This window comes from Streptomyces sp. NPDC006624 (assembly GCF_040611555.1).
GTDB lineage: Bacteria > Actinomycetota > Actinomycetes > Streptomycetales > Streptomycetaceae > Streptomyces.
This window is the reverse complement of record NZ_JBEXOM010000012.1, coordinates 198,850-225,476: the sequence shown is the minus strand read 5'-3', so window position 1 is coordinate 225,476 and position 26,627 is coordinate 198,850. Positions and strand designations below refer to the sequence as shown.

Here is a 26,627-nt window from a genome sequence, read left to right as displayed (position 1 = left end):
TACATTCCGAACCCGGAAGCTAAGCCTTACAGCGCCGATGGTACTGCAGGGGGGACCCTGTGGGAGAGTAGGACGCCGCCGAACAATTATTGAAAGGGTTGGACCCTGAACTTCGGTTCGGGGTCCAACCCTTTTTTGTTGCGCGTCACTTGAAGTTCACATTGCGCAACCAGCATCCACGGCATGGGTACTGCTGCAATGCTCAGGGCCGCCGGTGTCGGACTCGGTGACGAGGTCGTCGTGCCGGCCTTCGGGAACGTCGAGGTCGCCGAGGCCGTGGCCATGGCCGGGGCGCTGCCGGTGTTCGCCGACATAGATCCCGCCACCTACTGCCTGGATGCCTCCGCCGTCGAAGCCGCGGTGACTCCGCGGACCGCGGCGGTGGTGGTCGTCCACCGCTTCGGGCGGCTCGCCGGGATGGCGGGGCTGCACGCGGTGGGCCGGCGGCACGGCCTGCTCGTGCTGGAGCAAGGGGAGTCCGAGGCGCCGTACGACGAGATAGCCAGGCGCCGGGAGCGGGCGGCCTATCTCGACGCGAAGTTGCGAGGTGTGCGGACGCCCGACGGTGGTGACGGGCACACCTACCAGCAGTACGTCGTGCGGGTCCCGGGCAACGGGCGGCCGGACCGGGACGCCTTCGCCCGGGCCGTACGCGGCAAGGGAGTTGAGTGCCGGGTGCCGGTGAAGACGCCCGTGCACCGGCTGCCCGAGTTCCGGCGGTGCGTGTCGTTGCCGGAGACGGAGCGGGCTGCCGACGAGACGCTCGCGCTGCCGGTGGACGCGACGCTCACCAAGCGGGACATGCAGCGGATCGTGTCCGCCTGCAATGCCCTCGGAGGGCTGCTGCAGCCCGCCTTCTGACCTGGTTGGGAGCACGGGTCTGTTCGGGGTATGATCTATTCCGTTGCCGCCGGGGGAACCCGCCGGACAACAGGCCCCTATAGCTCAGTCGGCAGAGCGTCTCCATGGTAAGGAGAAGGTCAACGGTTCGATTCCGTTTGGGGGCTCCAGCAGAAAAGGCCCCACCCTCAAGGGTGGGGCCTTTTTCGTGCTCTAGTCCTTCTGGAGTTCCGGGACGCGCATCGCCAGGATCGCCATGTCGTCGGAGGGCGCGTCCGACGCGAAGCGTTCCACCGCGCGCATGATGCGGGCCGCGACCGCGCCCGCCGTCAGGCCCGTGCACGTCGTGAGGACGTCCGCGAGACCGTCGTCGCCCAGCATGCGGGTGCCCTCGCGGCGTTCGGTGACGCCGTCGGTGACGCACAGCAGGACATCGCCCGGGTCGAGGGTGACCGTCTCCTCGTAGAGCTCCAGGTCGTCGATGACGCCGAGGAGCGGCTGGGGTTCGGCGGCCGGCTCGACCGTGCCGTCCTGGCGCAGACGGAGCGGGAGCGGGTGGCCTGCGCAGACGACCTTCAGCTCGGCGCTGCCGTCCTCCTGGGGGCGCATCTCGCCGTAGAGGAGCGTGAGGAAGCGGCTGCGGGCGCCCTCGTCGAGGATGGCGGAGTTCAGACGCTCCAGGACCGCCGGGCCGCTGAGGCCCTCGCGGGCGAGGAGGCGCAGCGCGTGCCGGGCCAGGCCGGTGACCGCCGCCGCGTTCGGGCCCGTGCCGCAGACGTCGCCGATGGCGAAGCCGTAGGCGCCGTCGCGGATGGGGAAGACGTCGTAGAAGTCGCCGCCGACCTCGTTGCCCTCGCCGGCCGCGCGGTAGATGACCTCGACCTCGACGCCGTCGATGGAGGGGAGCTCCGGGGGCAGCAGGCTGCGCTGGAGGGACTGGCTGATCGCCGTGCGCTCCGAGTAGAGGCGGGCGTTGTCCAGGGCCAGGGCGGCTCGGCGGGAGAGATCCTCGGCGAGTTCCAGGATCTCCTGGCGGAAGTGCTCGTCGGTCGGCTTGCCGAGCGTGAGCATGCCGATGACGCGGTTGCGGGCGACCAGGGGGAGGACGACCGTCTCGCCGCCGACCGCGGAGGCCGTGGTGAGGGTGGGGCCGATGCCGGGGGTGACCTGGCGGGTCGGGCTGCCGCTGAGGCCGAGGCTGCGCATGGAACTGCGCAGGGCGGCCTGGTGGGCGATCTCGGCGGGGGCCGTCCAGACGCGGGCGCCGGGGGTGGGCACCGGGTCGGGCGGGGGGACCTTCGACAGCAGGGACTTGATGCCGTCGATGAGCTCCTCGTCCTCGTGCAGGACGTAGGAGAGGTACGGCTCGGAGGCCTGGTCGGCGATCGTGTAGACCGCGCACCAGGTGGCGAGCGTGGGGACCGTCATCTGGGCCATCAGGGCCAGGGTCTGGTCGCGGTCCAGGGTGCCGGCCAGCAGGTCGGAGGCCTCGACCAGGAAGCTCAGGGAGCCGCGGCGCAGGCGTTCCAGTTCGCCCAGACGGGCCGACTCGACGGCCAGGGCGATGCGGTCGGCGGCGAACTGCAGGCGCAGGGCCTCCTCGTTGGAGTACCTGCCGGGAGCCTCGGCGGCTACGCCGAGGGAGCCGGTGAGGCGGCCCTCGACCTTGAGGGGGACGGTGACGACCGAGCGCATGCCCGTGCCGTTCAGCAGGGGCACCGCGCCGGCGACCGCGGTCAGGTCGTCGTGGACGGCCGGCATGCGGGCGGAGCCGTAGCGGCCGGTGCCCGCCTCGACGGGGACGCGGGCGAAGCGCTGGCGGGCGGAGGGCAGGCCGGTGGAGGCGCGGACCTCCAGTTCCGTCTCGTCGTCGGTGGCGAGCAGCAGGAACGCCGAGTCGCCGTCGAGCATGTCGCGGGCGCGTTCGACCGTGCGCTGCAGCAGGCCGTCGAGGTCGTCCGGGGCGGGGGAGCCGATGAACACCTCGAACGGGTCGGTGCTCTGGCCCTCGGAGCCGGTCGAGGTGTCGGTGGCGGGGATGCGCAGCGGGGTCTGCAGAACTGCCCGTTCGTGGTCCCTCACCAGGAGGCACACGGTTGACGGTTCGCCGCCGGTGTCGCGCACGCGCAGGTGGGAGGCGTAGACGGGGAGGACGCGGCCGGTGGCGTCGCGGATGCCGTAGCTGCCCTCCCAGCGGGACAGGCGCAGGGCCTCCGCGATGCCGGTGCTGGTGCCGGGGGTGTGCGGCCAGGCGGCGAGGTCGGTGAGGGGCTTGCCGGTGACCTGCCCGGCCGGGTAGCCGAAGAGTTCCTCGGCGTCCTCGTTCCAGGCGGTGATGTGGCCGGTGCGGTCGATCTGGACGACGGCCACGCGGACCCGGCCGTCGGCGAGGGGGAGGAGGTCGGCGGGCAGGACCGGGCCGGCGGCGCGGGTGCCCACGGTGCGGGCGGGGAGGTCGAGCTGGAACCAGACGGTCTTGTGGGTGGGCGTGTACTCGACGCCCCAGCGGCCCGCGAGGGCGGCGCAGAGCTGGAGGCCGCGGCCGCCCTCGCGGTCGGGGCTGCCCATGTTGACGGCGGTGCCCTGCAGCGGGATCTCGCGCTCGGGGTACCGGTCGGCCACCTCGATTCGCGCGCCCTCGTCGCTGCGCAGGCACAGCACGTCGGCGCTGGTGCCGGCGTGGACGACGGCGTTGGTCACCAGTTCGCTGGTGAGAACGACGGCGTCGTCGACGATGTCGGCGAAGCCCCAGCCCTGGAGGGTGTCGCGGACGAAGGAGCGGGCGCTCGCGACCGATCGCCCGACGGGCTCGAAACTGGCGGCCGCGCGCGCGGTGATCACAGAACTCCTCGACCGGTTCTCGACGTGCTGATCCGTGGGTCCGGACGGCTGGTGCCGTTGCTGCGGCAGGCCGCCCGTAGGCTGGGGGTCCGGGGGCTGTCCCCCCGGGATCAGTCCGGTGGTCATGTTGTGTGCGGCCGCCCCTCCGATGCCCGCTCGTCTTCGTGCCACCGCCCAGGCCGGACGGACCGGCGTGGCTGGACAGCCGGATGCAAGGTTACTTACCTTCGCGGTCCGAATGGATGCCGGTCTGCAGTGTTTCCGTCCGGAGGGTGTGCGGACGGTGTGCGAAGCTGCCGAACTGTTATGGCCTGGTTCGGCCGGGGTGAAACACTGGGCAGGCTTCTCGTGAAGGTCCGGGCAGGCTGAGTGACGAAGGCGTACGGCGGGCAGCAGCCCCCTGGGAACGGCCTGGTGGGCAGGGCGAGAATACGCAGTAGTAACCGGTACGCCGAGCGTGGTACCCCGGGCAGAGCAGTGACGGTCGACCCCTGCGGGAGGGACACAGTGGAGTCTGGCGCAGCGACGCGTGGCACGAGGACGCGCGCGAAAGGCGGACAGTCCCCGAGCAACCAGGGCAGGGCGCGCAACGGCACCACGGAGGTGGACACGGCCGCGCTGAACCGGCTGATGGCGGCCCTGGTGTCGATGCGGGACGGGAACTTCCGCAAGCGGCTCACGGTGTCCGGCGACGGCGTGATGTCGGAGATCGCGGCCGTCTTCAACGAGGTGGCCGACCGGAACCTGCATCTGACGGGTGAGCTGTCGCGGGTGCGGCGGATGGTGGGCCGTGAGGGCAAGCTGACCGAGCGGCTGGAGACGGGGGCCTGTGAGGGTTCCTGGGCGACGGCGATCGACAACTCGAACGCCCTGGTGGACGACCTGGTGCGGCCGGTTTCCGAGGTCAGCAGGGTGCTGTCGGCGGTGGCCGAGGGTGATCTGTCGCCGCGTATGGAGCTGCGCACGCAGGTCCCGGAGGGGAACGGCCAGCCGCTGCGGGGCGAGTTCCTGAAGGTCGGCCGGACCGTGAACAACCTGGTCGACCAGTTGTCGACGTTCACCGACGAGGTCACGCGTGTGGCCAGTGAGGTGGGCACCGAGGGCAAGCTGGGCGGTCAGGCACAGGTGCGTGGCATGTCGGGTTCGTGGAAGGACCTGACGGACTCCGTCAACACGATGGCGTACCGGCTGACGGCCCAGGTGCGGGACATCGCGCTGGTGACGACGGCGGTCGCCAAGGGCGATCTGTCGCGCAAGGTCACGGTGCACGTGGCCGGCGAGATGCTGGAGCTGAAGAACACCGTCAACACGATGGTGGACCAGCTGTCGGCGTTCTCCTCCGAGGTGACCCGGGTGGCCCGCGAGGTGGGTACCGAGGGGGCGCTGGGCGGTCAGGCGCAGGTGCCCGGCGTCGACGGTGTGTGGAAGGAACTGACCGATTCCGTGAACACCATGGCCGGGAACCTCACGGCCCAGGTACGCGGGATCGCCGAGGTGACGACGGCGGTCGCCAACGGTGACCTGTCCCGAAAGGTGACGGTCCCGGCGCGCGGCGAGGTGGCGCAGCTCGCCGACACGATCAACCAGATGACCGAGACGCTGCGGATCTTCGCGGACGAGGTCACACGGGTGGCCAACGAGGTCGGGGCCGAGGGCAGGCTGGGCGGTCAGGCGAACGTGCCGGGTGCGGCGGGGACGTGGAAGGACCTCACCGATTCGGTGAACACGGTCTTCCGGAACCTGACCACCCAGGTGAGGGACATCGCCGCGGTGACGACGGCGGTGGCCAACGGTGATCTGTCGCAGAAGGTCACGGTCGACGTGGCCGGCGAGATGCTGGAGTTGAAGAACACCGTCAACACGATGGTGGACCAGCTGTCCTCCTTCGGTGCCGAAGTGACGCGTGTGGCGCGGGAGATCGGTGTCGAGGGCGAGCTGGGCGGTCAGGCGCAGGTGCCGGGTGCGGCGGGGACGTGGAAGGACCTGACGGACTCCGTCAACACGGCGTTCCGCAACCTCACCGGTCAGGTGCGCAACATCGCCCAGGTGACGACGGCGGTGGCCAACGGTGACCTCTCGCAGAAGGTCACGGTCGACGTCTCGGGCGAGATGCTCAAGCTGAAGAACACCGTGAACACGATGGTGGACCAGCTGTCGAGCTTCGCCGACCAGGTGACGCGGATGGCCCGGGACGTGGGCACCGAGGGTCGGCTCGGCGGTCAGGCCCGGGTGGACGGCGTGTCGGGCACGTGGAAGGAGCTGACGGACTCCGTCAACTCGATGGCCGGCAACCTCACCTCCCAGGTGCGCAACATCGCGCAGGTGACGACGGCCGTGGCGCGGGGCGACCTGTCGCAGAAGATCGACGTGGACGCGCGCGGCGAGATCCTGGAGCTGAAGAACACCATCAACACGATGGTCGACCAGCTGTCGGCCTTCGCCGACCAGGTGACCCGGGTCGCGCGCGAGGTGGGCACGGACGGGCGGCTGGGCGGTCAGGCGCAGGTGCCCGGTGTGGCCGGTGTGTGGCGCGACCTGACCGACTCGGTGAACGGCATGGCCGGCAACCTCACCGCGCAGGTGCGCAACATCGCCCAGGTGGCGACCGCGGTGGCCCGGGGTGACCTGTCGCAGAAGATCACCGTGGACGCGCGCGGGGAGATCCTGGAGCTGAAGAACACCCTGAACACGATGGTGGACCAGCTGTCGTCGTTCGCCCAGGAGGTCACCCGGGTGGCCCGTGAGGTGGGTACGGAGGGCATCCTGGGCGGTCAGGCCGAGGTGCAGGGCGTCTCCGGCACCTGGAAGGACCTCACCCAGTCCGTGAACGGCATGGCGAACAACCTGACCATCCAGGTGCGCAACATCGCCGAGGTCACGACGGCGGTGGCCCGGGGTGATCTGTCGAAGAAGATCACGGTCGACGCCAAGGGCGAGATCCTGGAGCTGGTGACGACCGTCAACACGATGGTGGACCAGCTGTCCTCGTTCGCCGAGCAGGTGACCCGGGTGGCCCGTGAGGTGGGTACCGAGGGCATCCTGGGCGGCCAGGCGCACGTGCCGGGGGTCACGGGCATCTGGAAGGACCTGAGCGACAACGTCAACCTGATGGCGAAGAACCTCACCACTCAGGTGCGCAACATCTCCCAGGTCTCGGCGGCGGTGGCCAACGGTGACCTGACGCGGCAGGTCACCATCGAGGCGCGCGGCGAGGTCGCGCAGCTCGCGGACACCATCAACACGATGGTGAAGACGCTGAGTTCGTTCGCCGAGCAGGTCACCAAGGTGGCCCGTGAGGTGGGCACGGACGGCATTCTCGGCGGGCAGGCGCACGTACCGGGTGTGGCGGGTACGTGGAAGGACCTCACCGAGTCGGTGAACCAGATGGCGTCCAACCTCACCGGCCAGGTGCGCAACATCGCCATGGTGACCACCGCCATCGCCAAGGGCGACCTGACGAAGAAGATCGACATCGATGCCCGCGGCGAGATCCTGGAGCTGAAGACGACCATCAACACGATGGTCGACCAGCTGTCGTCGTTCGCCGAGGAGGTCACCCGCGTCGCCCGTGAGGTGGGTACGGAAGGGCAGCTGGGCGGCCAGGCACGCGTGCGTGACGTGGACGGCACCTGGCGGGACCTGACGGAGTCCGTGAACGAGATGGCCGGGAACCTGACCCGGCAGGTGCGGGCCATCGCGCGCGTGGCGACGGCGGTGACCCGGGGCGATCTGAACCTGAAGATCGACGTGGACGCGTCCGGGGAGATCCAGGAACTCCAGGACTACATCAACAAGATGATCGCCAACCTGCGTGACACCACGATCGCCAACAAGGAGCAGGACTGGCTCAAGGGCAACCTGGCCCGCATCTCCGCGCTCATGCAGGGCCGCCGCGACCTGGAGGACGTGGCGTCGCTGATCATGAGCGAGCTGACGCCGGTGGTCTCGGCCCAGCACGGCGCGTTCTTCCTCGCCATGCCGCTGGTCGACGGCGAGGACATGAACGCCGCCGACGAGGACCAGTACGAGCTGCGCATGCTCGGCAGTTACGGCTACTCGATGGGCTCCATGCCGACGTCGTTCCGGCCCGGTGAGGCGCTGATCGGCACGGCCGCCACGGAGAAGCGCACGATCCTGGTGGAGAACGCGCCCAGCGGCTACCTGAAGATCTCCTCGGGGCTCGGCGAGGCGCCGCCCGCGCAGGTGATCGTGCTGCCGGTGCTGTTCGAGGGAAAGGTGCTCGGCGTCATCGAGCTGGCGTCCTTCACGCCGTTCACGCAGATCCAGAAGGACTTCCTGAACCAGATCGCGGAGATGATCGCCACCAGCGTCAACACCATCTCCGTGAACACCAAGACGGAGCTGCTGCTGGCGCAGTCGCAGGAGCTGACCGAGCAACTGCGTGAGCGGTCGGCCGAGTTGGAGCAGCGGCAGAAGGCGCTGCAGGCGTCCAACGCCGAACTGGAGGAGAAGGCCGAGCTGCTGGCCCAGCAGAACCGCGACATCGAGGTGAAGAACACCGAGATCGAGGAGGCGCGGCAGGTCCTGGAGGAGCGCGCCGAGCAGCTCGCGGTGTCGATGCGCTACAAGAGCGAGTTCCTGGCGAACATGTCGCACGAGCTGCGTACGCCGCTGAACTCGCTGCTGATCCTGGCCAAGCTGCTCGCCGACAACGCCGAGGGGAACCTCTCCCCGAAGCAGGTCGAGTTCGCCGAGACGATCCACGGGGCCGGTTCGGACCTGCTGCAGCTCATCAACGACATCCTCGACCTGTCGAAGGTCGAGGCGGGGAAGATGGACGTCTCCCCGACGCGGATCGCGCTGGTGCAGCTCGTGGACTACGTGGAGGCGACCTTCCGGCCGCTGACCGCCGAGAAGGGCCTGGACCTGTCCGTGCGGGTCTCCCCGGAGCTGCCGGCCACGCTGCACACCGACGAGCAGCGGCTGCTGCAGGTGCTGCGCAACCTGCTGTCGAACGCGGTGAAGTTCACCGATTCGGGGTCGGTGGAGCTGGTGATCAGGCCGGCCCGGGACGACGTGCCGCAGCGGATCCGGGAGCAGCTGCTGGAGGCCGGGTCGCTGACCGATCCGGACGCCGAGCTGATCGCGTTCTCGGTGACGGACACCGGCATCGGCATCGCGTCAAGCAAGATGCGGGTGATCTTCGAGGCGTTCAAGCAGGCCGACGGCACCACCAGCCGCAAGTACGGCGGCACGGGCCTGGGGCTGTCCATCTCGCGGGAGATCGCGCAGCTGCTCGGCGGTGAGATCCACGCGCAGAGCGAGCCCGGCCGCGGCTCGACGTTCACGCTGTACCTGCCGCTGCACCCCAGTGAGCTGCCGCCGCAGGGCTACCAGCAGCAGCTGCCCTCCCTGGAGGCCGGTGACCTGGTGGCGTCGACGTCCGACCCGTCGGAGTTGTCCGACGTGGAGGCCGAGACGCCGGCCGAGGTGGCGTCGTACCGCGAGACGCAGAACGGGCCGGCAGCCCTGTTCCGGCGGCGGCGCAGGATGCCCGAGCTCCAGGCGCGTCCGGCGCAGCAGGAGCAGTGGACGCCCTCGGAGCAGCCGACGGCGCCGAGGACGCAGCGCGGCATCCGCTTCGGCGGCCAGAAGGTGCTGATCGTCGACGACGACATCCGCAACGTCTTCGCGCTGACCAGCGTCCTGGAGCAGCACGGCCTGTCGGTGCTGTACGCCGAGAACGGCCGCGAGGGCATCGAGGTCCTGGAGCAGCACGACGACGTGGCGGTCGTCCTGATGGACATCATGATGCCCGAGATGGACGGGTACGCGACGACCACGGCGATCCGGCGGATGCCGCAGTTCGCCGGGCTGCCGATCATCGCGCTGACCGCGAAGGCGATGAAGGGCGACCGGGAGAAGGCGATCGAGTCGGGCGCCTCCGACTACGTCACGAAGCCGGTCGACCCCGATCACCTGCTCACGGTGATGGATCAGTGGATGCGAGGGGAATGAGGGGATCGTCGGGCCGTCGCGCGACCGTGGCGGGAAGGTTCGGTGCTCACCTGGAGTCGCCGGCCGGATCGGCGGATAGTCGTGTAGAAGGACGGGATCCGGGGAACCTTCAGGTCTCCTGCGGCGTTTCTGCAACGTGCACAATGGCATGCACAGTGACATCGCGGTGACAGGGTGTGTCGACAGGTGGGGTGCGGCTACGATGACCGGCACAAGGACGGGCGGCGCAAGGGAGTCGTCCCCTGGGGCGGCACCCACCGGTGCATCCTCAGGTCCTGCGGACAGGGGAGGCCCCACGCCGGGGCGAGGAGGGCGGGCCATGGTGCAGAAGGCCAAGATCCTCCTGGTCGATGACCGGCCGGAGAATCTGCTGGCGCTGGAGGCGATCCTCTCTGCGCTCGATCAGACGCTGGTGCGGGCATCGTCCGGGGAGGAGGCGCTGAAAGCGCTGCTCACGGACGACTTCGCGGTCATCCTGCTGGACGTCCAGATGCCGGGTATGGACGGCTTCGAGACGGCGGCGCACATCAAGCGGCGCGAGCGGACCCGGGACATCCCGATCATCTTCCTCACGGCGATCAACCACGGCCCGCATCACACCTTCCGGGGGTACGCGGCCGGAGCGGTGGACTACATCTCCAAGCCGTTCGACCCGTGGGTGCTGCGCGCGAAGGTCTCCGTCTTCGTCGAGCTGTACATGAAGAACTGCCAGCTGCGTGAGCAGGCGTCGCTGCTGCGGCTGCAGTTGGAGGGCAACGGCAAGGACGCGGGCGGCGAGACCAAGGAGTCGGCCGGTCTGCTCGCGGAGCTCTCCGCGCGGCTCGCGGCCGTCGAGGAGCAGGCCGAGGCGCTGACCAAGCAGCTCAACGACGATTCCACGGACGCGGCCGCGGTGGCCACGGCGGCTCATCTGGAGCGCAAGCTCACGGGGTTGCGGCGGGCGCTGGACGCCCTGGAGCCGGGCACCGGGAACACCTCTTCGGTGCCCTCGCAGAACTGACGCGCAGGCGGACAGCGTTGTCCGCCCGTGACCGCGCGTCAGTTTCGTGCCTCTCCCGGAGCGACACGAACGGGTGAAGCCGTAGGCACACGTGTCCTGTGTCGTCTCCCCCGGTAACCTCACACCTATGGCCTCACGTCCCTCCGCAGCCAAGAAGTCGCCCGCGAAGAAGGCGGCCCCGAAGGCTCCGGCGAAGAAGGCCGCCGCCAAGAAGGCTCCCGCGAAGAAGGCGCCCGCCCGGAAGGCCGCGGCCAAGAAGGTCGCGCCCAGGCCGGCACCGAGCCCCACCGGGGGCGTCTACCGGCTCGTGCGCGCCGTGTGGCTCGGCCTGGCGCACGCCGTCGGCGCCGTCTTCCGCGGCATAGGGCAGGGCGCCAAGAACCTCGACCCGGCCCACCGCAAGGACGGCGTCGCCCTGCTGCTGCTGGCCCTCGCGCTGATCGTCGCCGCCGGCACCTGGGCCGCCCTCGAGGGCCCGGTGGGCGACCTGGTCGAGATCCTGGTGACCGGCGCCTTCGGCCGGCTCGACCTGCTCGTGCCGATACTGCTCGCCGTCATCGCCGTCCGGTTCATCCGCCACCCGGAGAAGCCCGAGGCCAACGGGCGCATCGTCATCGGCCTGTCCGCGCTCGTCATCGGTGTGCTCGGCCAGGTCCACATCGCCTGCGGCTCACCCGCGCGCGGTGACGGCATGCAGGCCATAAGGGACGCCGGCGGCCTCATCGGCTGGGCGATGGCGACCCCGCTGTCGTACACCATGGGCGATGTGCTGGCCGTACCGCTGCTGGTGCTGCTGACGATCTTCGGGCTGCTGGTGGTCACGGCCACCCCGGTCAACGCCATCCCGCAGCGGCTGCGGCTGCTCGGCGTCCGGCTCGGGATCGTCCGCGACCCCGTCGAGGACGAGTTCGGCGAGGACGACGAGCGCTACGACGAGCAGTGGCGCGAGGCGCTGCCCGCGCGCCCGCGCGGCCGGCGTGCGCCGGCGCCCGCGGCGTACGACCCCGACCACGCCGAGCAGGAGGCGCTCTCGCAGCGTCGGGGGCGTCCCCGGCGGTCGGCCGTGCCGCAGCCCGACATGGACCGGCCCCGGGACGCCGTGGACGTCGCCGCGGCGGCCGCCGCTGCGCTCGACGGCGCCGTGCTGCACGGGATGCCGCCCTCACCGGTCGTCGCGGACCTCACCCAGGGCGTGCGGGTGGGCGACCAGGAGCCGACCACCCCGACGCCCGTCCCCGCCGCCCGGCCCCAGCAGGACAAGCCGAAGCAGGACACGCCCGAACCGCAGAAGCCGAGGGCGGGCGTCCGCGACCTCACCAAGGCCCCGCCCGCCGAACCCCGCGACATGCCCGCGCGCGCGGAGCAACTCCAGCTCTCCGGCGACATCACCTACGCGCTGCCCTCGCTCGACCTGCTGGAGCGCGGCGGCCCGGGCAAGGCCCGCAGCGCCGCCAACGACGCCATAGTCGCGGCGCTGACCACCGTCTTCACCGAGTTCAAGGTCGACGCCAGGGTCACCGGCTTCACCCGCGGGCCGACGGTCACGCGCTACGAGGTCGAGCTCGGCCCCGCCGTGAAGGTCGAGCGGATCACCGCGCTGGCGAAGAACATCGCCTACGCCGTCGCCTCCCCGGACGTGCGGATCATCAGCCCCATCCCCGGCAAGTCCGCGGTCGGCATCGAGATCCCCAACACCGACCGCGAGATGGTCAACCTCGGTGACGTGCTGCGCCTGGCGGAGTCCGCGGAGGACGACGACCCGATGCTGGTCGCCTTCGGCAAGGACGTCGAGGGCGGCTACGTCATGCACTCGCTGGCGAAGATGCCGCACATGCTGGTCGCCGGCGCCACCGGCTCCGGCAAGTCGTCCTGCATCAACTGCCTGATCACCTCGATCATGATGCGGGCGACCCCCGAGGACGTCCGGATGATCCTCGTCGACCCCAAGCGGGTGGAGCTGACGGCCTACGAGGGCATCCCGCACCTGATCACGCCGATCATCACCAACCCCAAGCGGGCCGCCGAGGCGCTGCAGTGGGTCGTGCGCGAGATGGACCTGCGCTACGACGACCTGGCCGCCTACGGCTACCGGCACATCGACGACTTCAACAAGGCCGTGCGCGAGGGCAAGGTCAAGCCGCCCGAGGGCAGCGAGCGCGACCTCCAGCCGTACCCCTACCTGCTGGTCATCGTCGACGAGCTCGCCGACCTGATGATGGTCGCGCCGCGGGACGTCGAGGACGCGATCGTGCGCATCACGCAGCTCGCCCGCGCGGCCGGCATCCACCTGGTGCTCGCCACGCAGCGGCCGTCGGTGGACGTCGTCACCGGCCTGATCAAGGCGAACGTGCCCTCCCGGCTCGCCTTCGCCACCTCCTCGCTGGCCGACTCGCGCGTCATCCTCGACCAGCCGGGCGCCGAGAAGCTCATCGGCAAGGGCGACGGGCTGTTCCTGCCGATGGGGGCCAACAAGCCCACCCGTATGCAGGGCGCCTTCGTCACCGAGGAGGAGATCGCCGGGGTCGTCCGGCACTGCAAGGAGCAGATGACGCCCGTCTTCCGCGACGACGTCGTCGTGGGCACCAAGCAGAAGAAGGAGATCGACGAGGACATCGGCGACGACCTCGACCTGCTGTGCCAGGCGGCCGAACTGGTCGTCTCCACGCAGTTCGGCTCGACGTCCATGCTCCAGCGCAAACTGCGTGTCGGTTTCGCCAAGGCCGGACGGCTGATGGACCTGATGGAGTCCCGGAACATCGTCGGACCGAGTGAGGGTTCGAAGGCACGTGACGTTCTTGTGAAGCCTGACGAGCTGGATGGCGTGCTCGCCGTGATCCGGGGGGAGTCTGAAGGGTAGGGAAACGAGGCACGGTGATCGCCTCACGAGGCGTTACGGCAAACGAGTGTCCTGATCGTGACTCTTCCGTAAGGGATCATCGAGCAACCGTTTCCCTTCGGCGTACGTCAAGTTGAGCGAAGTGAAAAGCAGTGAGCCCACCATCGGACTGTCGGGCCATTCCGATGGCGTACAAAGTGTCACCGCCCGGTTGCCCCACCGTTTTGTACCCCCCCTAGACTGAACTTCCAGCACAGGCGGCTACACGCTCGAAAGGCGCCCCCGTGTCCATCGGCAACTCCCCTGAAGACGAGCGTCCGTTCGAAAACGAGCACGTCGAAGCAGACCGCGAGGAAGCCCGCCCCTCCATCGGCACCGTCCTGCGGCAGGCCCGTATCGCCGCCGGGCTGACCGTCGACGACGTCAGTAGCGCCACCCGGGTCCGTATGAACATCGTGCATGCCATCGAGGCGGACGACTTCACGCCCTGCGGCGGTGACGTCTACGCCCGCGGGCACATCAGGACCCTGGCCAAGGCCGTCCACCTCGACCCGGAGCCGCTGCTCGCGCAGTACGGCGACGAGCACGGCGGACGCCCCGCACCGACCCCCGCAGCCCCCCTGTTCGAGGCGGAACGCATCCGTCCGGAGCGGCGGGGCCCCAACTGGACCGCGGCCATGGTCGCGGCGATCGTCGCCGTGATCGGCTTCGTCGGCTTCACGATGTTCCAGGGCGGCGACGACGGCGGCGAGGCGACCGTGGCCGAGGGCTCCTCGCCCAGTGAATCCGTCTCGCCGACCACCAAGACCAAGAAGCCCGCCGACCCCGCGCCCGAGCCGTCCGACAGCGCCATCGCGGCCGCGCCGCGGGACAAGGTGACCGTCCGGGTGGTCGCCGCCGACGGCCGCAGCTGGATCGCCGCCAAGGACCACAACGGCCGGATGCTCTTCGACGGCGTCCTCAAGCAGGGCGACACCAAGACCTTCCAGGACAGCTCCAAGGTCCACCTCGTCCTCGGCGACGCCGGCGCGATCGACCTCTTCGTCAACGGCAAGAAGATCGAAGAGAACTTCCAGCCGGGGTCCGTCGAACGCCTGACCTACACAAAGGGCGACCCCGAGGCCGGGTGACCGGCACCGAGGGCTGCGTGACATACGGGGTTGGCCGTGATCGGCCAACCCCGTCGACGTGGGGTGTCAGCGGGACGAAGTAGTCTTGAGCCCATGCCTGAACGCCGTACCGTCGCACTGGTCACCCTTGGCTGCGCCCGTAACGAGGTGGACTCGGAGGAGCTCGCAGGCCGTTTGGAGGCGGACGGCTGGCAGCTCGTGGAGGACGCCGGGGACGCGGACGTCGCCGTCGTGAACACCTGCGGCTTCGTCGAGGCCGCCAAGAAGGACTCCGTCGACGCCCTCCTGGAAGCCAACGATCTCAAGGGACACGGCAGAACCCAGGCCGTCGTGGCGGTGGGCTGCATGGCCGAGCGGTACGGCAAGGAACTCGCCGAGGCCCTCCCCGAGGCCGACGGTGTCCTCGGGTTCGACGACTACTCGGACATCTCCGACCGCCTCCAGACCATCCTGTCCGGCGGCATCCACGCCTCGCACACCCCGCGCGACCGGCGCAGGCTGCTGCCCATCAGCCCGGCCGAGCGGCAGGAGTCGGCCGCCGAGGTCGCCCTGCCCGGGCACGCCCCCGCGGACCTCCCGGAGGGCCTCGCTCCGGCCTCCGGCCCGCGCGCGCCCCTGCGCCGCCGGCTGGACGGCTCCCCGGTCGCCTCCGTGAAGCTCGCCTCCGGCTGCGACCGGCGCTGCTCCTTCTGCGCCATCCCGTCCTTCCGCGGCTCCTTCATCTCACGCCGCCCGAGCGACGTTCTCAACGAGACGCGGTGGCTGGCCGAGCAGGGCGTCAAAGAGATCATGCTGGTCTCCGAGAACAACACCTCGTACGGCAAGGACCTGGGCGACATCCGCCTGCTGGAGTCGCTGCTGCCCGAACTCGCCGAGGTCGACGGCATCGAGCGGGTCCGCGTCAGCTACCTCCAGCCGGCCGAGATGCGGCCCGGCCTGATCGACGTGCTGACCTCGACCCCGAAGGTCGCTCCCTACTTCGACCTGTCCTTCCAGCACTCCGCGCCCGGCGTGCTGCGCGCGATGCGCCGCTTCGGCGACACCGACCGCTTCCTGGAGCTGCTCGACACCATCAGGAGCAAGGCACCCGAGGCGGGCGTGCGCTCCAACTTCATCGTCGGCTTCCCCGGCGAGAGCGAGGCCGACCTCGCCGAGCTGAAGCGCTTCCTGAACGGCGCGCGGCTCGACGCCATCGGCGTCTTCGGCTACTCCGACGAGGAGGGCACCGAAGCGGCCACCTACGACAACAAGCTCGACGAGGACGTCGTCGCCGAGCGGCTGGCCCACGTCTCGCGGCTCGCGGAGGAACTCGTCTCGCAGCGGGCCGAGGAGCGCGTCGGCCAGACCGTGCACGTCCTGGTCGAGTCCGTCGACGGCGAGGACGGCGTGTACGGCCGCGCCGCGCACCAGGCACCCGAGACGGACGGCCAGGTGCTGCTCACGAGCGGCACGGGCCTGCGCCCCGGCCGTATGGTCGAGGCGAAGGTGGTCGGTACGGAAGGTGTCGACCTCGTGGCCGAGCCGCTGCAGAGCTCGTTCGCGTCACCTGCGCGGAGTGAGGAGGCGGGCAGATGACGGGTGTCCCGGCATCCGCGGCGGGAGGTGCCTCCGGCGCGAGGAGGGCCGTGGCCGGTGCGGTGCCCGCGTCCTCGATGGCCGCGTCCTCGGTGGCCGCGAGGCCGGTGTCCGGAGCGCCGCCGGTGCGCGCGATGGCGCGGTCGGCCGACGGCGGGTCCGGTGCGGGACGCGGTGGCGCGTCCGAGCAGGGGCCCGCGGGTCTGGGCAGGACGACGTCCGACGCGAAGCCCGGCACGGGTCCGAACACGGTTCCGGGCGCGGTTCCGGACACGAGTCTCGGCGGGGCGCAGGCAGAGCCCGGTGCGGCTGCTGCCGGGGCGCCCGGGGCGGGGCGCGCTGCGGCCGCCCCCGGGGCGTCCGACGCGGCGCACGGTGGGGGCGCTGCCCGCACGTCCGGTGCGGGTGAGAGCGCGGCCGTCGCCGGCTCGCAGGGCCCCGCATCCGACGGGCAGGGCCCCGCATCCGGCGCGCAGGACCCCGGATCCGACGGGCAGGTTCCCGGATCGGACGCGCTGGACGATGGGAAGGCCCCGCGGGGGGCGAAGCTGGCGGCGGCCGCCGTGAACCAGGCCAGCGTCTGGAACATCGCCAACCTGCTGACCATGCTGCGGCTGCTGCTCGTACCGGCCTTCGTGGCGCTGATGCTCGCGGACGGCGGATACGACCCGGCGTGGCGGTCGCTGGCCTGGGCGGCCTTCGCCATCGCCATGATCACCGACCTCTTCGACGGCCATCTGGCACGGACGTACAACCTGGTCACGGACTTCGGGAAGATCGCCGACCCCATCGCCGACAAGGCCATCATGGGAGCGGCGCTGATCTGCCTGTCCGCACTCGGCGACCTGCCGTGGTGGGTGACCGGCGTCATCCTCGGACGGGAACTCGGCATCACCCTGCTGCGTTTCCTGGTCATCCGGTACGGCGTCATCCCCGCGAGCCGTGGGGGCAAGCTCAAGACCCTCACCCAGGGCGTCGCCGTCGGCATGTACGTGCTGGCGCTGACGGGGTGGCTGGCCACGCTGAGATGGTGGGTGATGGCCGCGGCGGTCGTGCTGACCGTCCTGACCGGCCTCGACTATGTGAAACAGGCCATTGTGCTGCGCCGGCAGGGAATCGCCGCGCGCAAGGCCGCGTTGGAGGAGAAGGAAGCGTGAGTTCCACGGCCACCGACGTGGTGCGACTACTCACAGTGAAGGGCGAGACGCTCGCTGTCGCGGAGTCGCTGACCGGTGGCCTCGTGGCGGCGGAGATCACGTCGGTCCCCGGGGCGTCCAAGGTCTTCCGGGGCTCGGTGACGGCCTACGCCACCGAACTGAAGCGCGAACTGCTCGGTGTCGACGCCGCTCTGCTGTCGGCGCGCGGCGCGGTGGACGCGCAGGTCGCGGCCCAGATGGCCGCAGGCGTCCGCAAGGCGCTCGGCGCCGACTGGGGCATCGCGACCACCGGCGTCGCCGGTCCGGAGCCCCAGGACGGCCGGCCCGTCGGAACGGTCTTCATCGCCGTCGACGGGCCCCTCGCGCCGGATTCCGGTTCCGCCGGCGGCGGAAAAGTGGAGGGTCTGCGGTTGAACGGCGACCGCGCGGAAATTCGTAGAGAGAGTGTACGGAGCGTACTCGCACTGCTCCTGGAGCAGCTTGCGGGCGAACAGACTGGGAATGAGCGGGCACAGGATACGGAACGGAACGGGGGGTTTTGATGTTTGCAGCCCTGAGTGAACACGACATCGCTCCCCGCACGGCCGCGGCGCAAGGCGGTACGGTGGGGCGTAATGGATGCGGCTACGCGGTCCGAGGAGGGAGCCACCGATGATTCTGCTCCGTCGCCTGCTGGGTGACGTGCTGCGTCGGCAGCGCCAGCGCCAGGGCCGTACTCTGCGCGAAGTCTCCTCGTCCGCCCGAGTCTCACTCGGCTATCTCTCCGAGGTGGAGCGGGGGCAGAAGGAGGCTTCCTCCGAGCTGCTCTCCGCCATCTGCGACGCGTTGGACGTACGGATGTCCGAGCTCATGCGGGAAGTGAGCGACGAACTCGCCCTCGCCGAGCTGGCCCAGTCTGCTGCGGCCACCCCCAGCGAGCCTGTGCCCACGCCGGTTCGACCGATGCTGGGCTCTGTTTCGGTGACCGGTGTGCCACCGGAACGGGTGACCATCAAGGCGCCTGCCGAAGCGGTGGACGTCGTCGCCGCGTGAGGCTCTGCGCCCGCACGGCATGAACGAGGCCCCGGCCGGGCCTCTCCGGGAGATCCGGAGGGGTGCCGCCCGGGGTTTTCGCATGTGCGCCGCCTTCGCCCGGCCGCGCCCCGGCGCCTGACGGCCCCTGCCCGGTTTGCGTGCGTTTGCCGCTATGGCGTATGGCGGTCATCGTGGAGGGCATGGCCCGGGGACAGTCCACGGAGGTGCGGATGTACGTCGTGAAGAGCCCGTTGTCGGACGCGAGCATCAAGACCGTGTCCGAGGCGCTGCAGGGCGCCCTCGCCGACCTGGTGGATCTCGCCCTGGTGGCGAAGCAGATCCACTGGAACGTGGTGGGGCCGCGTTTCCGTTCCGTCCACCTCCAGCTCGACGAGGTCGTCGACACCGCGCGCCGATACTCCGACCTCGTGGCCGAGCGGGCCGCGGCGCTCGGGATCTCGCCCGACGGCCGGGCCGCGACGGTCGCCGTCGGCAGCGGGATCGGCGTGACGCCCGAGGGCTGGGTCGACGACACGACCGCCGTCGGGACACTGGTGGAGGCGCTGGGCGCCGTCATCACGCGGATGCGGGAGCGCATCGAGTCGACCGGTGAGCCGGATGCGGTGAGCCAGGACATCTTCATCCAGATCACGGCGGATCTGGAGAAGCATCACTGGATGTTCCAGGCCGAGAACGGGTGACGCGAGCGGGCGCGGCAGCGGCCGGCGGGCCGGCCGGAGGCCTCGCCGGGGTGAGGGGTGGCGTGAGCCGCCGTGGGGCGAGTCGCCGTGTGGTGAGCCGCCCTGGGATGAGTGGGGCGGGACGCGGGGTGGGGCGCGGGGCGCGGGGTGTGTGCGGCGGCGCGCTTGGTTTTCGTCGCGCTCGCGGGGTGCGCGGGGTGCGCGGTGTGCATGGTGTACACGACGTGCACGGCGTGCGCGGTGCTTGCCGCATGCGCGGTGCACCCGGTGGTGGGGGTGACCCTGGCGGCGGCGGTGCGCCGTTGTGCCCGTGGTGCGCCCTGCCTGGGAGGCCTAGCCGCCGAATACCGTCGGGCCGGAGGTGGCGGCCATGGCGGCGATAGGGCGCTGGGGGGTCCGTGCGGCCGTGCTGGGGCTCGTGGGGCTGTGGTGGTGGGCCGTGGTGCGGCTGGTGGCCGTGCCCGGGGCGGGGGCGCTGGAGGCGGCGGTCGCGGCCGGCGGGTGGGGGTTGAGCGTGCTGCCGGTGCACTGCGTGCCGAAGGGGCGGGCGAGCGGTGTGGTGGACACGGGGCGGTGGCGGCAGCTCTGGGGATTCCGGGGGAGGGGTGGGGCGCCGCGGAGGGGGTGAGGGGAGGGGCGTGAAGATTGCCGTACGAGCGTTTCTGGCGGGATGTCAGCTGATCCCGTTGTGGCGGGCGCGTACGGGAGCCGGGGCCGGGCCCGGTTGGCAGGTGGGGCACCAGTAGGTGGGGCGTTCGCGGGAGCCGTCGCCCTGGTCGGCGACCCGGATGGAGGTGCGGCAGCGCAGGCAGGGGCGGGGGGAGCGGCCGTAGACGAAGAGGTCCTGGCCGCGGCGGCCCGTCGTGCTGCGGATCGGGCGGTCGCGGTTCACCTCCAGCAGCTTCTTGGCGAGGGCCGGCAGCTTCGCGGCGCGGTCGGCGGGCAGGTCGCCCACGGGGAGCCAGGGGGTGACGCCGAGCAGGAAGCAGAGCTCGCACTTGTAGACGTTGCCGATGCCGGCCAGGTTGCGCTGGTCCAGCAGCGCCTCGCCGAGGGGGCGTGCGGGGTCCTGGAAGAGGTTGGCCAGGGCGCGGTCGGGGTCCCAGTCCGTGCCCAGGAGGTCGGGTCCGAGATGGCCCACCGCGCGGTGCTCGTCGGTGGTGCGCAGCAGTTCCAGGACGGGCAGGCGGTAGCCGACGGCCGTGCGGTCGGCGGTGCCGAGGATCGCGCGGATCTGGTGGCCGGGGCCGCCGGTCCAGCGCCTGCCGTTCTCGTAGACCTTCCAGGCGCCGTCCATCCGCAGGTGGGAGTGGAGGGTCAGGCCGCCCTCGATGCGGGCGAGGAGGTGCTTGCCGCGCGCGGTGACGTCCAGGACCCTGCGGCCGGTGAGGTCGGCCGTGGCGAAGCGGGGCACCCGGAGGTCGCTGCGGGTCAGCACCTGGTCGGCCAGGGCGCCGTGCAGCCGTTTCGCGGCCTGCCAGACCGTGTCTCCTTCGGGCATGGGTCAAGGGTGGCACGGGGGCGGGCGTTCGCGGGGTTTGGCTGGCGGTGGGGCGTCGGCGGGTGGCGCGTGGCTGTCCGGGCCGGGGCCGGGAGCGGGTCAGGCGAGCGGGTGTTCGCCCCCTGGGCCTGCCTCAGGCGTCCTGCCTCTGGCCTCGTGGCCGTCAGGCGCGCAGGCGGAGTCCTCGGGGCGTCGCGATGAAGCCCGCTCCTTCCAGGAGGGTGCCGATCGGGGAGGTGAGGGCCTGGGCGCCGTTGACGCGCTCCACGGTCACCGTGCCGAGGGAGCCCGCGCGGGCCGCCGAGGCCAGGGCCTCGGCGGCCGGGCGCAGGCGGGGATCGTCGGTGAGGTCGCCGTCCGGGTCGGTGGGCCAGGCGAGCAGGGTCTTGCCGCCGCGCTCCATGTAGAGCGTCAGCTCACCGTCGACGAGTACCACCAGGGAGCCCGCTTTGCGGCCGGGCTTGTGTCCGGCGCCGGTCGGGGGCTCGGGCCAGGGCAGGGCGGCGCCGTACGCGTTCGCCGGGTCGGCGGCGGCCAGGACGACGGCCCGGGACGTGTCGGAGCGGGAGCGGCCGCCCGGGAGCCCCGAGCCGTACGGGGCGCGTCCGCCGTTCTGCCAGGGCGGGACGCTCTGCTGTGCGTGGTCGCGGGGCGAGACCCACTCGTCACGGGAGGGCTGGGCGGTGTCGAAAGGGCTGACGCCCAGGTCGGGGAAGCCGTCGTGGCCCGGGTCGTCGGTGTGGTCGCTGCTGGGGGCGGAGTCGTCCGGCCCGGCGAAGTCGTGCGCGGGGAACGGGTCGGCGTCCAGGGCCGGGGGCGGGCCGGGCAGGTCCTCGCCGCGGTCGCGGGCGTTGGACACCGCGCGCAGGCGGTCCACCGCGCCGTCCATCGCGAACTGCGCGGCACCGAGGCCTTCCACCACGTAGCCGCGGCGGGCCTGGCCGCTCTCCTCGAAGACGGACAGCACACGGTACGTCGCCGAGAAGCCCCCCTCGACGCCCTCCGCCGCGACGGCGCCCCGGGTGACCACGCCGTGCCGGTCGAGGAGGGTGCGGGCGAGGGCGTGGGCGCGCACGGTGGGGTCCTGCTCGTGCGCGGGGAGCAGGGACCAGCGGCCGGCGACCGTGGGCGGGCCGGAGCGGGACGCCGTACGGGCCGCGGCCGTCAGGGAGCCGTACCGGCCGCGCGGGACGGAACGCTTGGCGCGGTGGGCCGTGGAGCCCGCCGTGCGGCCCGAGCCGAGCAGGGAGCGCATGGGCGTGAGCGTGTCGTTGGTCAGACGGCCGGACCAGGCCAGGTCCCACAGGGCGTCGGCCAGCTGCGGATCGCTGGCCTCCGGGTGGGTGGTGGCCCGGACCTGGTCGGCGATCTGGCGGAAGAACAGGCCGTAGCCGCCCGAGAGGGTGTCCAGGACGGACTGGTGCAGGGCGGTCAGTTCCAGGGGGTGCGGGGGCGGCAGGAGCAGGGGGGCCGCGTCGGCCAGGTAGAGGGAGACCCAGCCGTCCTTGCCGGGCAGGGATCCCGCCCCCGCCCAGACGACCTCACCGGCGGCGGTGAGCTCGTCCAGCATCGCCGGGGCGTAGTTCACGACACGGGAGGGCAGCACGAGCTTCTCCAGGGCGGACGCCGGTACGGAGGCGCCCTGCATCTGCTCGATGGCGCGCACCAGGCCGTCGATGCCGCGCAGAGAGTGCCCCCTGCCGATGTGCTGCCACTGGGGGAGGAACTGGGCGAGCGCGGCCGGGGGCACCGGCTCCAGCTCGTGCCGCAGCGCGGCGAGGGAGCGGCGGCGCAGACGGCGCAGCACGGCCGCGTCGCACCACTCCTGGCCGATGCCCGCCGGGTGGAACTCTCCCTGCACCACCCGCCCGGCCGCGGAGAGCCGCTGGAGGGCGCCCTCGGTGACCGCCACGCCCAGGCCGAAACGGGCCGCGGCCGTGGCCGAGGTGAACGGGCCGTGGGTGCGCGCGTAGCGGGCGAGGAGGTCGCCGAGCGGGTCCTTGACGGGCTCGGTGAAGGCCTCCGGGACGCCGACCGGCAGTGCTGTGCCCAGGGCGTCGCGCAGGCGGCCCGCGTCCTCGATGGCCGCCCAGTGGCTCGCTCCGGCGATCCGGACCCGGATCGCGCGACGGGCACCGGCCAGCTCCTCGGCCCAGCGCGGCTCCGCGCCCCGTTCGCCGAGCTCGGCGTCCGTGAGCGGCCCGAGCAGGCGGAGCAGGTCCGCGACGCCCTCGGCGTCCTTGACCCGGCGGTCCTCCGTGAGCCACTGCAGCTCACGCTCCAGCTCGGCCAGCACCTCCGCGTCGAGCAGCTCGCGCAGCTCCGCCTGCCCCAGCAGCTCGGCCAGCAGCCGGGAGTCCAGCGACAGGGCGGCGGCGCGGCGCTCGGCGAGCGGGGAGTCGCCCTCGTACAGGAACTGGGCGACGTACCCGAAGAGCAGGGAGCGCGCGAAGGGCGACGGCTCGGGGGTGGTGACCTCGACGAGGCGGACCCTGCGGGACTCCAGATCGCCCATCAGCTCGACGAGGCCGGGAACGTCGAAGACGTCCTGGAGGCACTCGCGGACCGCCTCCAGCACGATCGGGAACGAGCCGAACTCGCTCGCCACCTGCAGCAGCTGCGAGGCACGCTGCCGCTGCTGCCACAGCGGGGTGCGCTTGCCCGGGTTGCGGCGCGGCAGCAGCAGCGCGCGGGCGGCGCACTCGCGGAAGCGGGAGGCGAACAGGGCGGAACTGCCCACCTGGTCGGTGACGACCTGGTCGACCTCGCCCTTGTCGAAGACGACGTCCGCGGCGCTCACCGGTGCCTGATCGGCGTCGTACTCCCGGCCCGCCTTCAGCGGCTCCTGGTCCAGCAGGTCCAAGCCCATCAGGTCGGCGTCCGGCAGGCGCAGCACGATGCCGTCGTCGGCGTGCATGACCTGCGCGTCCATGCCGTACCGCTCGGAGAGCTTCGCTCCGAGCGCGAGCGCCCAGGGGGCGTGCACCTGGGCGCCGAAGGGGGAGTGCACGACGACCCGCCAGTCGCCGAGCTCGTCGCGGAAGCGCTCCACGACGATCGTCCGGTCGTCGGGGATGTGGCCGCAGGCCTGGCGCTGCTCGTCCAGGTACGACAGCACGTTGTCCGCCGCCCAGGCGTCCAGGCCGGCGGCGACCAGGCGGAGCCGGGCGTCGTCCTTGGTCAGCGAACCGACCTCGCGCAGGAACGCGCCCACCGCCCGGCCCAGCTCCAGCGGGCGGCCCAGCTGGTCGCCCTTCCAGAAGGGCAGCCGGCCCGGCACACCCGGGGCCGGGGAGACCAGGACCCGGTCGCGGGTGATGTCCTCGATGCGCCAGGAACTCGTGCCGAGCGTGAACACATCACCGACCCGGGACTCGTAGACCATCTCCTCGTCGAGCTCGCCGACCCGTCCGCCGCCCTTCTTCGGGTCGGCGCCGGCGAGGAAGACGCCGAAGAGGCCGCGGTCGGGGATCGTCCCGCCGGAGGTGACGGCGAGGCGCTGGGCGCCGGGGCGGCCGGTGATCTCACCGGTGACGCGGTCCCACACCACGCGCGGGCGCAGCTCCGCGAAGGCGTCCGACGGGTAGCGGCCCGCCAGCATGTCCAGGACCGCGGTGAAGGCCGACTCGGGGAGCGAGGTGAACGGGGCGGCGCGGCGGACGGCGGCGAGGAGGTCGTCGAACTGCCACGTGTCCATGGCCGTCATCGCGACGACCTGCTGGGCCAGGACGTCCAGCGGGTTGGCGGGAACCCTGAGGGACTCGATGGCACCCGTGCGCATGCGCTCGGTCACCACCGCGGCCTGGACCAGGTCGCCGCGGTACTTCGGGAAGACCACACCGGTGGAGACCGCGCCCACCTGGTGGCCGGCGCGGCCGACGCGCTGCAGCCCGGAGGCGACCGAGGGGGGCGACTCCACCTGGACCACGAGGTCGACCGCGCCCATGTCGATGCCCAGCTCCAGGCTGGACGTGGCCACGACCGCGGGCAGCCGGCCGGCCTTCAGGTCCTCCTCGACCAGGGCGCGCTGCTCCTTGGACACCGAGCCGTGGTGGGCACGGGCGATGATCTGCGGAGCGCCCTGGGTGCCGCCCGAACCGCCCATGAGCTCGGCGGGGGAATGGTGCTCGTCGAGCGGCTCGCCCGTGGCCCGCTCGTACGCGATCTCGTTCAGACGGTTGCAGAGCCGCTCCGCCAGGCGCCGGGAGTTGGCGAAGACGATCGTGGAGCGGTGGGACTGGACCAGATCGGTGATGCGCTCCTCGACGTGCGGCCAGATCGACGGGCGCTCGGCGCCCTCCGAGCCCTCCGACACCGGGGAACCGCCCAGCTCGCCCAGGTCCTCCACGGGGACGACCACGGACAGGTCGAACTCCTTGCCCGACTCCGGCTGGACGATCTCCACCTTGCGGCGCGGCGAGAGGAACCGGGCCACCTCGTCGACCGGACGGACCGTCGCGGACAGGCCGATGCGGCGGGCCGGCTTCGGCAGGAGGTCGTCCAGGCGCTCCAGGGAGAGCGCGAGGTGGGCGCCGCGCTTGGTGCCGGCGACCGCGTGCACCTCGTCGAGGATCACCGTCTCGACGCCGGCCAGCGCGTCGCGTGCGGCCGACGTCAGCATCAGGAACAGTGACTCGGGCGTCGTGATCAGGATGTCCGGCGGGCGCGTGGACAGGGCGCGGCGCTCGGCGGCCGGGGTGTCGCCCGAGCGGATGCCCACCTTGACCTCCGGCTCCGGCAGGCCCATCCGCACGGACTCCTGGCGGATGCCGGTCAGAGGGCTGCGCAGGTTGCGCTCGACGTCCACCGCCAGGGCCTTGAGGGGGGAGACGTACAGCACGCGGCAGCGCTTCTTGGGGTCGGCCGGGGGCGGGGTCGACGCCAGCTCGTCCAGGGCGGCGAGGAAGGCGGCCAGCGTCTTGCCGGAACCGGTGGGAGCCACGACCAGCACGTCCGAGCCCTCGTGGATGGCCTGCCACGCACCGGCCTGCGCCGTGGTGGGCGCGGGGAAGGCGCCCGTGAACCACGCTCGGGTCGCGGGGGAGAAGCCGTCCAGGGGTCCGGGTGCTGTGCTGGGCATGCGTCCATCGTGCACCCCGGCACTGACATCGGGCGGTCGCCGCCGCCTCGCCCGCCGTCTCGGGACGGGCGAGGCCGCTCCGGGACAGGGGTGGGGCGGGGCCCCGCGTGCTCGGCCGACAATGGTCGTATGAGCGAGCGCGCACAGCACTGGAGGTACGAGGAGCTGCCCGGGGTGGACCTGCTCCGGGCCCGGTACGTGCGCAAGACGTTCGTGCGGCACACCCACGAGAACTTCGTGATCGCCGCCAACGCCGACGGCGTGGAGGTGTTCCACCACGGCGGGGGCGACCAGTACGCCGGAGCCGGCGCCCTGGCGCTGGTGAACCCTGACACGCCGCACACCGGGCGGGCCGGGGTGCCCGAGGGGTGGCGGTACGGGGCCGTGTACCCGTCCGTGGACGTGGTGGCGGAGATCGCGGCCGAGACGACCACGCTGCGGGGGACCCCGGGGTTCGTCAGCCCCGTGGTGGACGACCCGTACGCCGTCGGGCTGGTGCACCAGGTGCTGCGGGCCGCCGACGAGGGCAACGCGCTGGCCGCCGACACCCTGCTCCGGGTGGCCGTGACCCGGCTGCTGCGGTCGAACGGAGGACCCCTGCCCCGGCGGGAGGTGCGGACGGCCGGCGCCCGGATCGCCGCACGCGCGCGTGCCGTGCTGGAGGAGCGGATGGAGCAGCCGCCGAGCCTGGAGCGGCTGGCGGCCGACCTGGGCACCAGCCCGTTCGCGCTGCTGCGGGCCTTCCGCGACGCATACGGGATGCCGCCGCACACCTGGCTCACGGACGCGCGGGTGCGCAGGGCACGGCACCTGCTCGACCGGGGAACGGCCCCCTCCGAAGTCGCCGTGGCGGTCGGCTTCACCGACCAGCCGCACCTGAACCGGCACTTCAGCCGGATCGTCGGAGTGCCTCCGGGCGCGTACCAGAAGGAGCGCAAGAACGTACAAGACGCGCCGCGGTGGCCGGCCGTAG

Annotated in this window: 14 protein-coding genes, 1 tRNA gene, 1 rRNA gene and 1 pseudogene; 14 read left to right on the top strand and 3 right to left on the bottom strand. The window is 71.6% G+C overall.

The window, feature by feature from the left end; translation table 11 throughout:
* The 3 genes from rrf to ABZY20_RS23130 form a co-directional block, all read left to right on the top strand.
* A 5S ribosomal RNA gene (gene rrf, locus ABZY20_RS23140) occupies positions 1-84 on the top strand; the annotation flags it as partial.
* Positions 85-198: 114 nt separating this feature from the next.
* On the top strand, positions 199-861 hold the full coding sequence (locus ABZY20_RS23135; RefSeq protein WP_356443425.1) for a DegT/DnrJ/EryC1/StrS family aminotransferase: 663 nt from the start codon (positions 199-201) through the stop codon (positions 859-861).
* Between the two features lie 73 nt (positions 862-934).
* A tRNA-Thr gene (locus tag ABZY20_RS23130) sits at positions 935-1,010 on the top strand.
* A gap of 43 nt (positions 1,011-1,053) precedes the next feature.
* Here ABZY20_RS23130 and ABZY20_RS23125 read toward each other — a convergent pair.
* The gene (locus ABZY20_RS23125) at positions 1,054-3,807 is read right to left on the bottom strand and encodes a SpoIIE family protein phosphatase (RefSeq protein ID WP_356443413.1); all 2,754 of its coding nucleotides are present in this window, start codon (positions 3,805-3,807) and stop codon (positions 1,054-1,056) included.
* Positions 3,808-4,188: 381 nt separating this feature from the next.
* On the opposite strand from ABZY20_RS23125, the gene ABZY20_RS23120 reads away from it, so the two are divergent.
* The 10 genes from ABZY20_RS23120 (at position 4,189) to ABZY20_RS23075 (ending at position 19,701) form a co-directional block, all read left to right on the top strand.
* A complete protein-coding gene (locus ABZY20_RS23120) occupies positions 4,189-9,660 on the top strand; it encodes a HAMP domain-containing protein (RefSeq protein WP_356443412.1) in 5,472 nt (1,823 codons plus the stop codon).
* A 319-nt stretch (positions 9,661-9,979) separates the two neighbouring features.
* Complete coding sequence (locus tag ABZY20_RS23115; RefSeq protein ID WP_356443411.1) at positions 9,980-10,660, top strand: response regulator; 681 nt, start codon at positions 9,980-9,982, stop codon at positions 10,658-10,660.
* Between the two features lie 127 nt (positions 10,661-10,787).
* Positions 10,788-13,517, top strand: a complete 2,730-nt coding sequence (locus tag ABZY20_RS23110) for a DNA translocase FtsK 4TM domain-containing protein (RefSeq protein WP_356443410.1) — start codon at positions 10,788-10,790, stop codon at positions 13,515-13,517.
* 263 nt (positions 13,518-13,780) lie between these two features.
* Positions 13,781-14,626: a RodZ domain-containing protein gene (locus tag ABZY20_RS23105; RefSeq protein WP_356443409.1), complete on the top strand. Its 846-nt coding sequence runs from the start codon at positions 13,781-13,783 to the stop codon at positions 14,624-14,626.
* A gap of 93 nt (positions 14,627-14,719) precedes the next feature.
* Entirely contained in the window at positions 14,720-16,201 is a 1,482-nt protein-coding gene (gene rimO, locus ABZY20_RS23100; RefSeq protein ID WP_356443408.1) for a 30S ribosomal protein S12 methylthiotransferase RimO, read from the top strand.
* Positions 16,202-16,404: 203 nt separating this feature from the next.
* Positions 16,405-17,358, top strand: a complete 954-nt coding sequence (gene pgsA / locus ABZY20_RS23095; RefSeq protein WP_356443424.1) for a CDP-diacylglycerol--glycerol-3-phosphate 3-phosphatidyltransferase — start codon at positions 16,405-16,407, stop codon at positions 17,356-17,358.
* Positions 17,355-17,900 (top strand): CinA family protein, encoded by a 546-nt coding sequence (locus ABZY20_RS23090; RefSeq protein WP_356443407.1) that lies wholly within the window; start codon positions 17,355-17,357, stop codon positions 17,898-17,900. The genes pgsA and ABZY20_RS23090 overlap by 4 nt, the downstream gene beginning before the upstream one ends.
* Before the next feature lie 109 nt (positions 17,901-18,009).
* The gene (locus ABZY20_RS23085) at positions 18,010-18,390 is read left to right on the top strand and encodes a helix-turn-helix transcriptional regulator (protein WP_003993396.1); all 381 of its coding nucleotides are present in this window, start codon (positions 18,010-18,012) and stop codon (positions 18,388-18,390) included.
* A 212-nt stretch (positions 18,391-18,602) separates the two neighbouring features.
* Complete coding sequence (locus ABZY20_RS23080; RefSeq protein WP_356443423.1) at positions 18,603-19,073, top strand: DNA starvation/stationary phase protection protein; 471 nt, start codon at positions 18,603-18,605, stop codon at positions 19,071-19,073.
* Positions 19,074-19,443: 370 nt separating this feature from the next.
* Positions 19,444-19,701 carry a hypothetical protein gene (locus tag ABZY20_RS23075; protein WP_356443406.1) on the top strand — a complete coding sequence of 86 codons (258 nt, stop codon included), beginning with the start codon at positions 19,444-19,446 and terminating at the stop codon, positions 19,699-19,701.
* Between the two features lie 45 nt (positions 19,702-19,746).
* Here ABZY20_RS23075 and ABZY20_RS23070 read toward each other — a convergent pair whose 3' ends face one another.
* Together ABZY20_RS23070 and ABZY20_RS23065 are read right to left on the bottom strand one after the other, a co-directional pair.
* Positions 19,747-20,574 (bottom strand): DNA-formamidopyrimidine glycosylase family protein, encoded by an 828-nt coding sequence (locus ABZY20_RS23070; RefSeq protein WP_356443405.1) that lies wholly within the window; start codon positions 20,572-20,574, stop codon positions 19,747-19,749.
* Between the two features lie 163 nt (positions 20,575-20,737).
* Positions 20,738-25,654: an ATP-dependent helicase gene (locus ABZY20_RS23065; protein WP_356443404.1), complete on the bottom strand. Its 4,917-nt coding sequence runs from the start codon at positions 25,652-25,654 to the stop codon at positions 20,738-20,740.
* 129 nt (positions 25,655-25,783) lie between these two features.
* On the opposite strand from ABZY20_RS23065, the pseudogene ABZY20_RS23060 reads away from it, so the two are divergent.
* Positions 25,784-26,614 (top strand): annotated as a pseudogene (locus ABZY20_RS23060) (AraC family transcriptional regulator); the annotation flags it as partial.
* Positions 26,615-26,627: the final 13 nt, after the last annotated feature.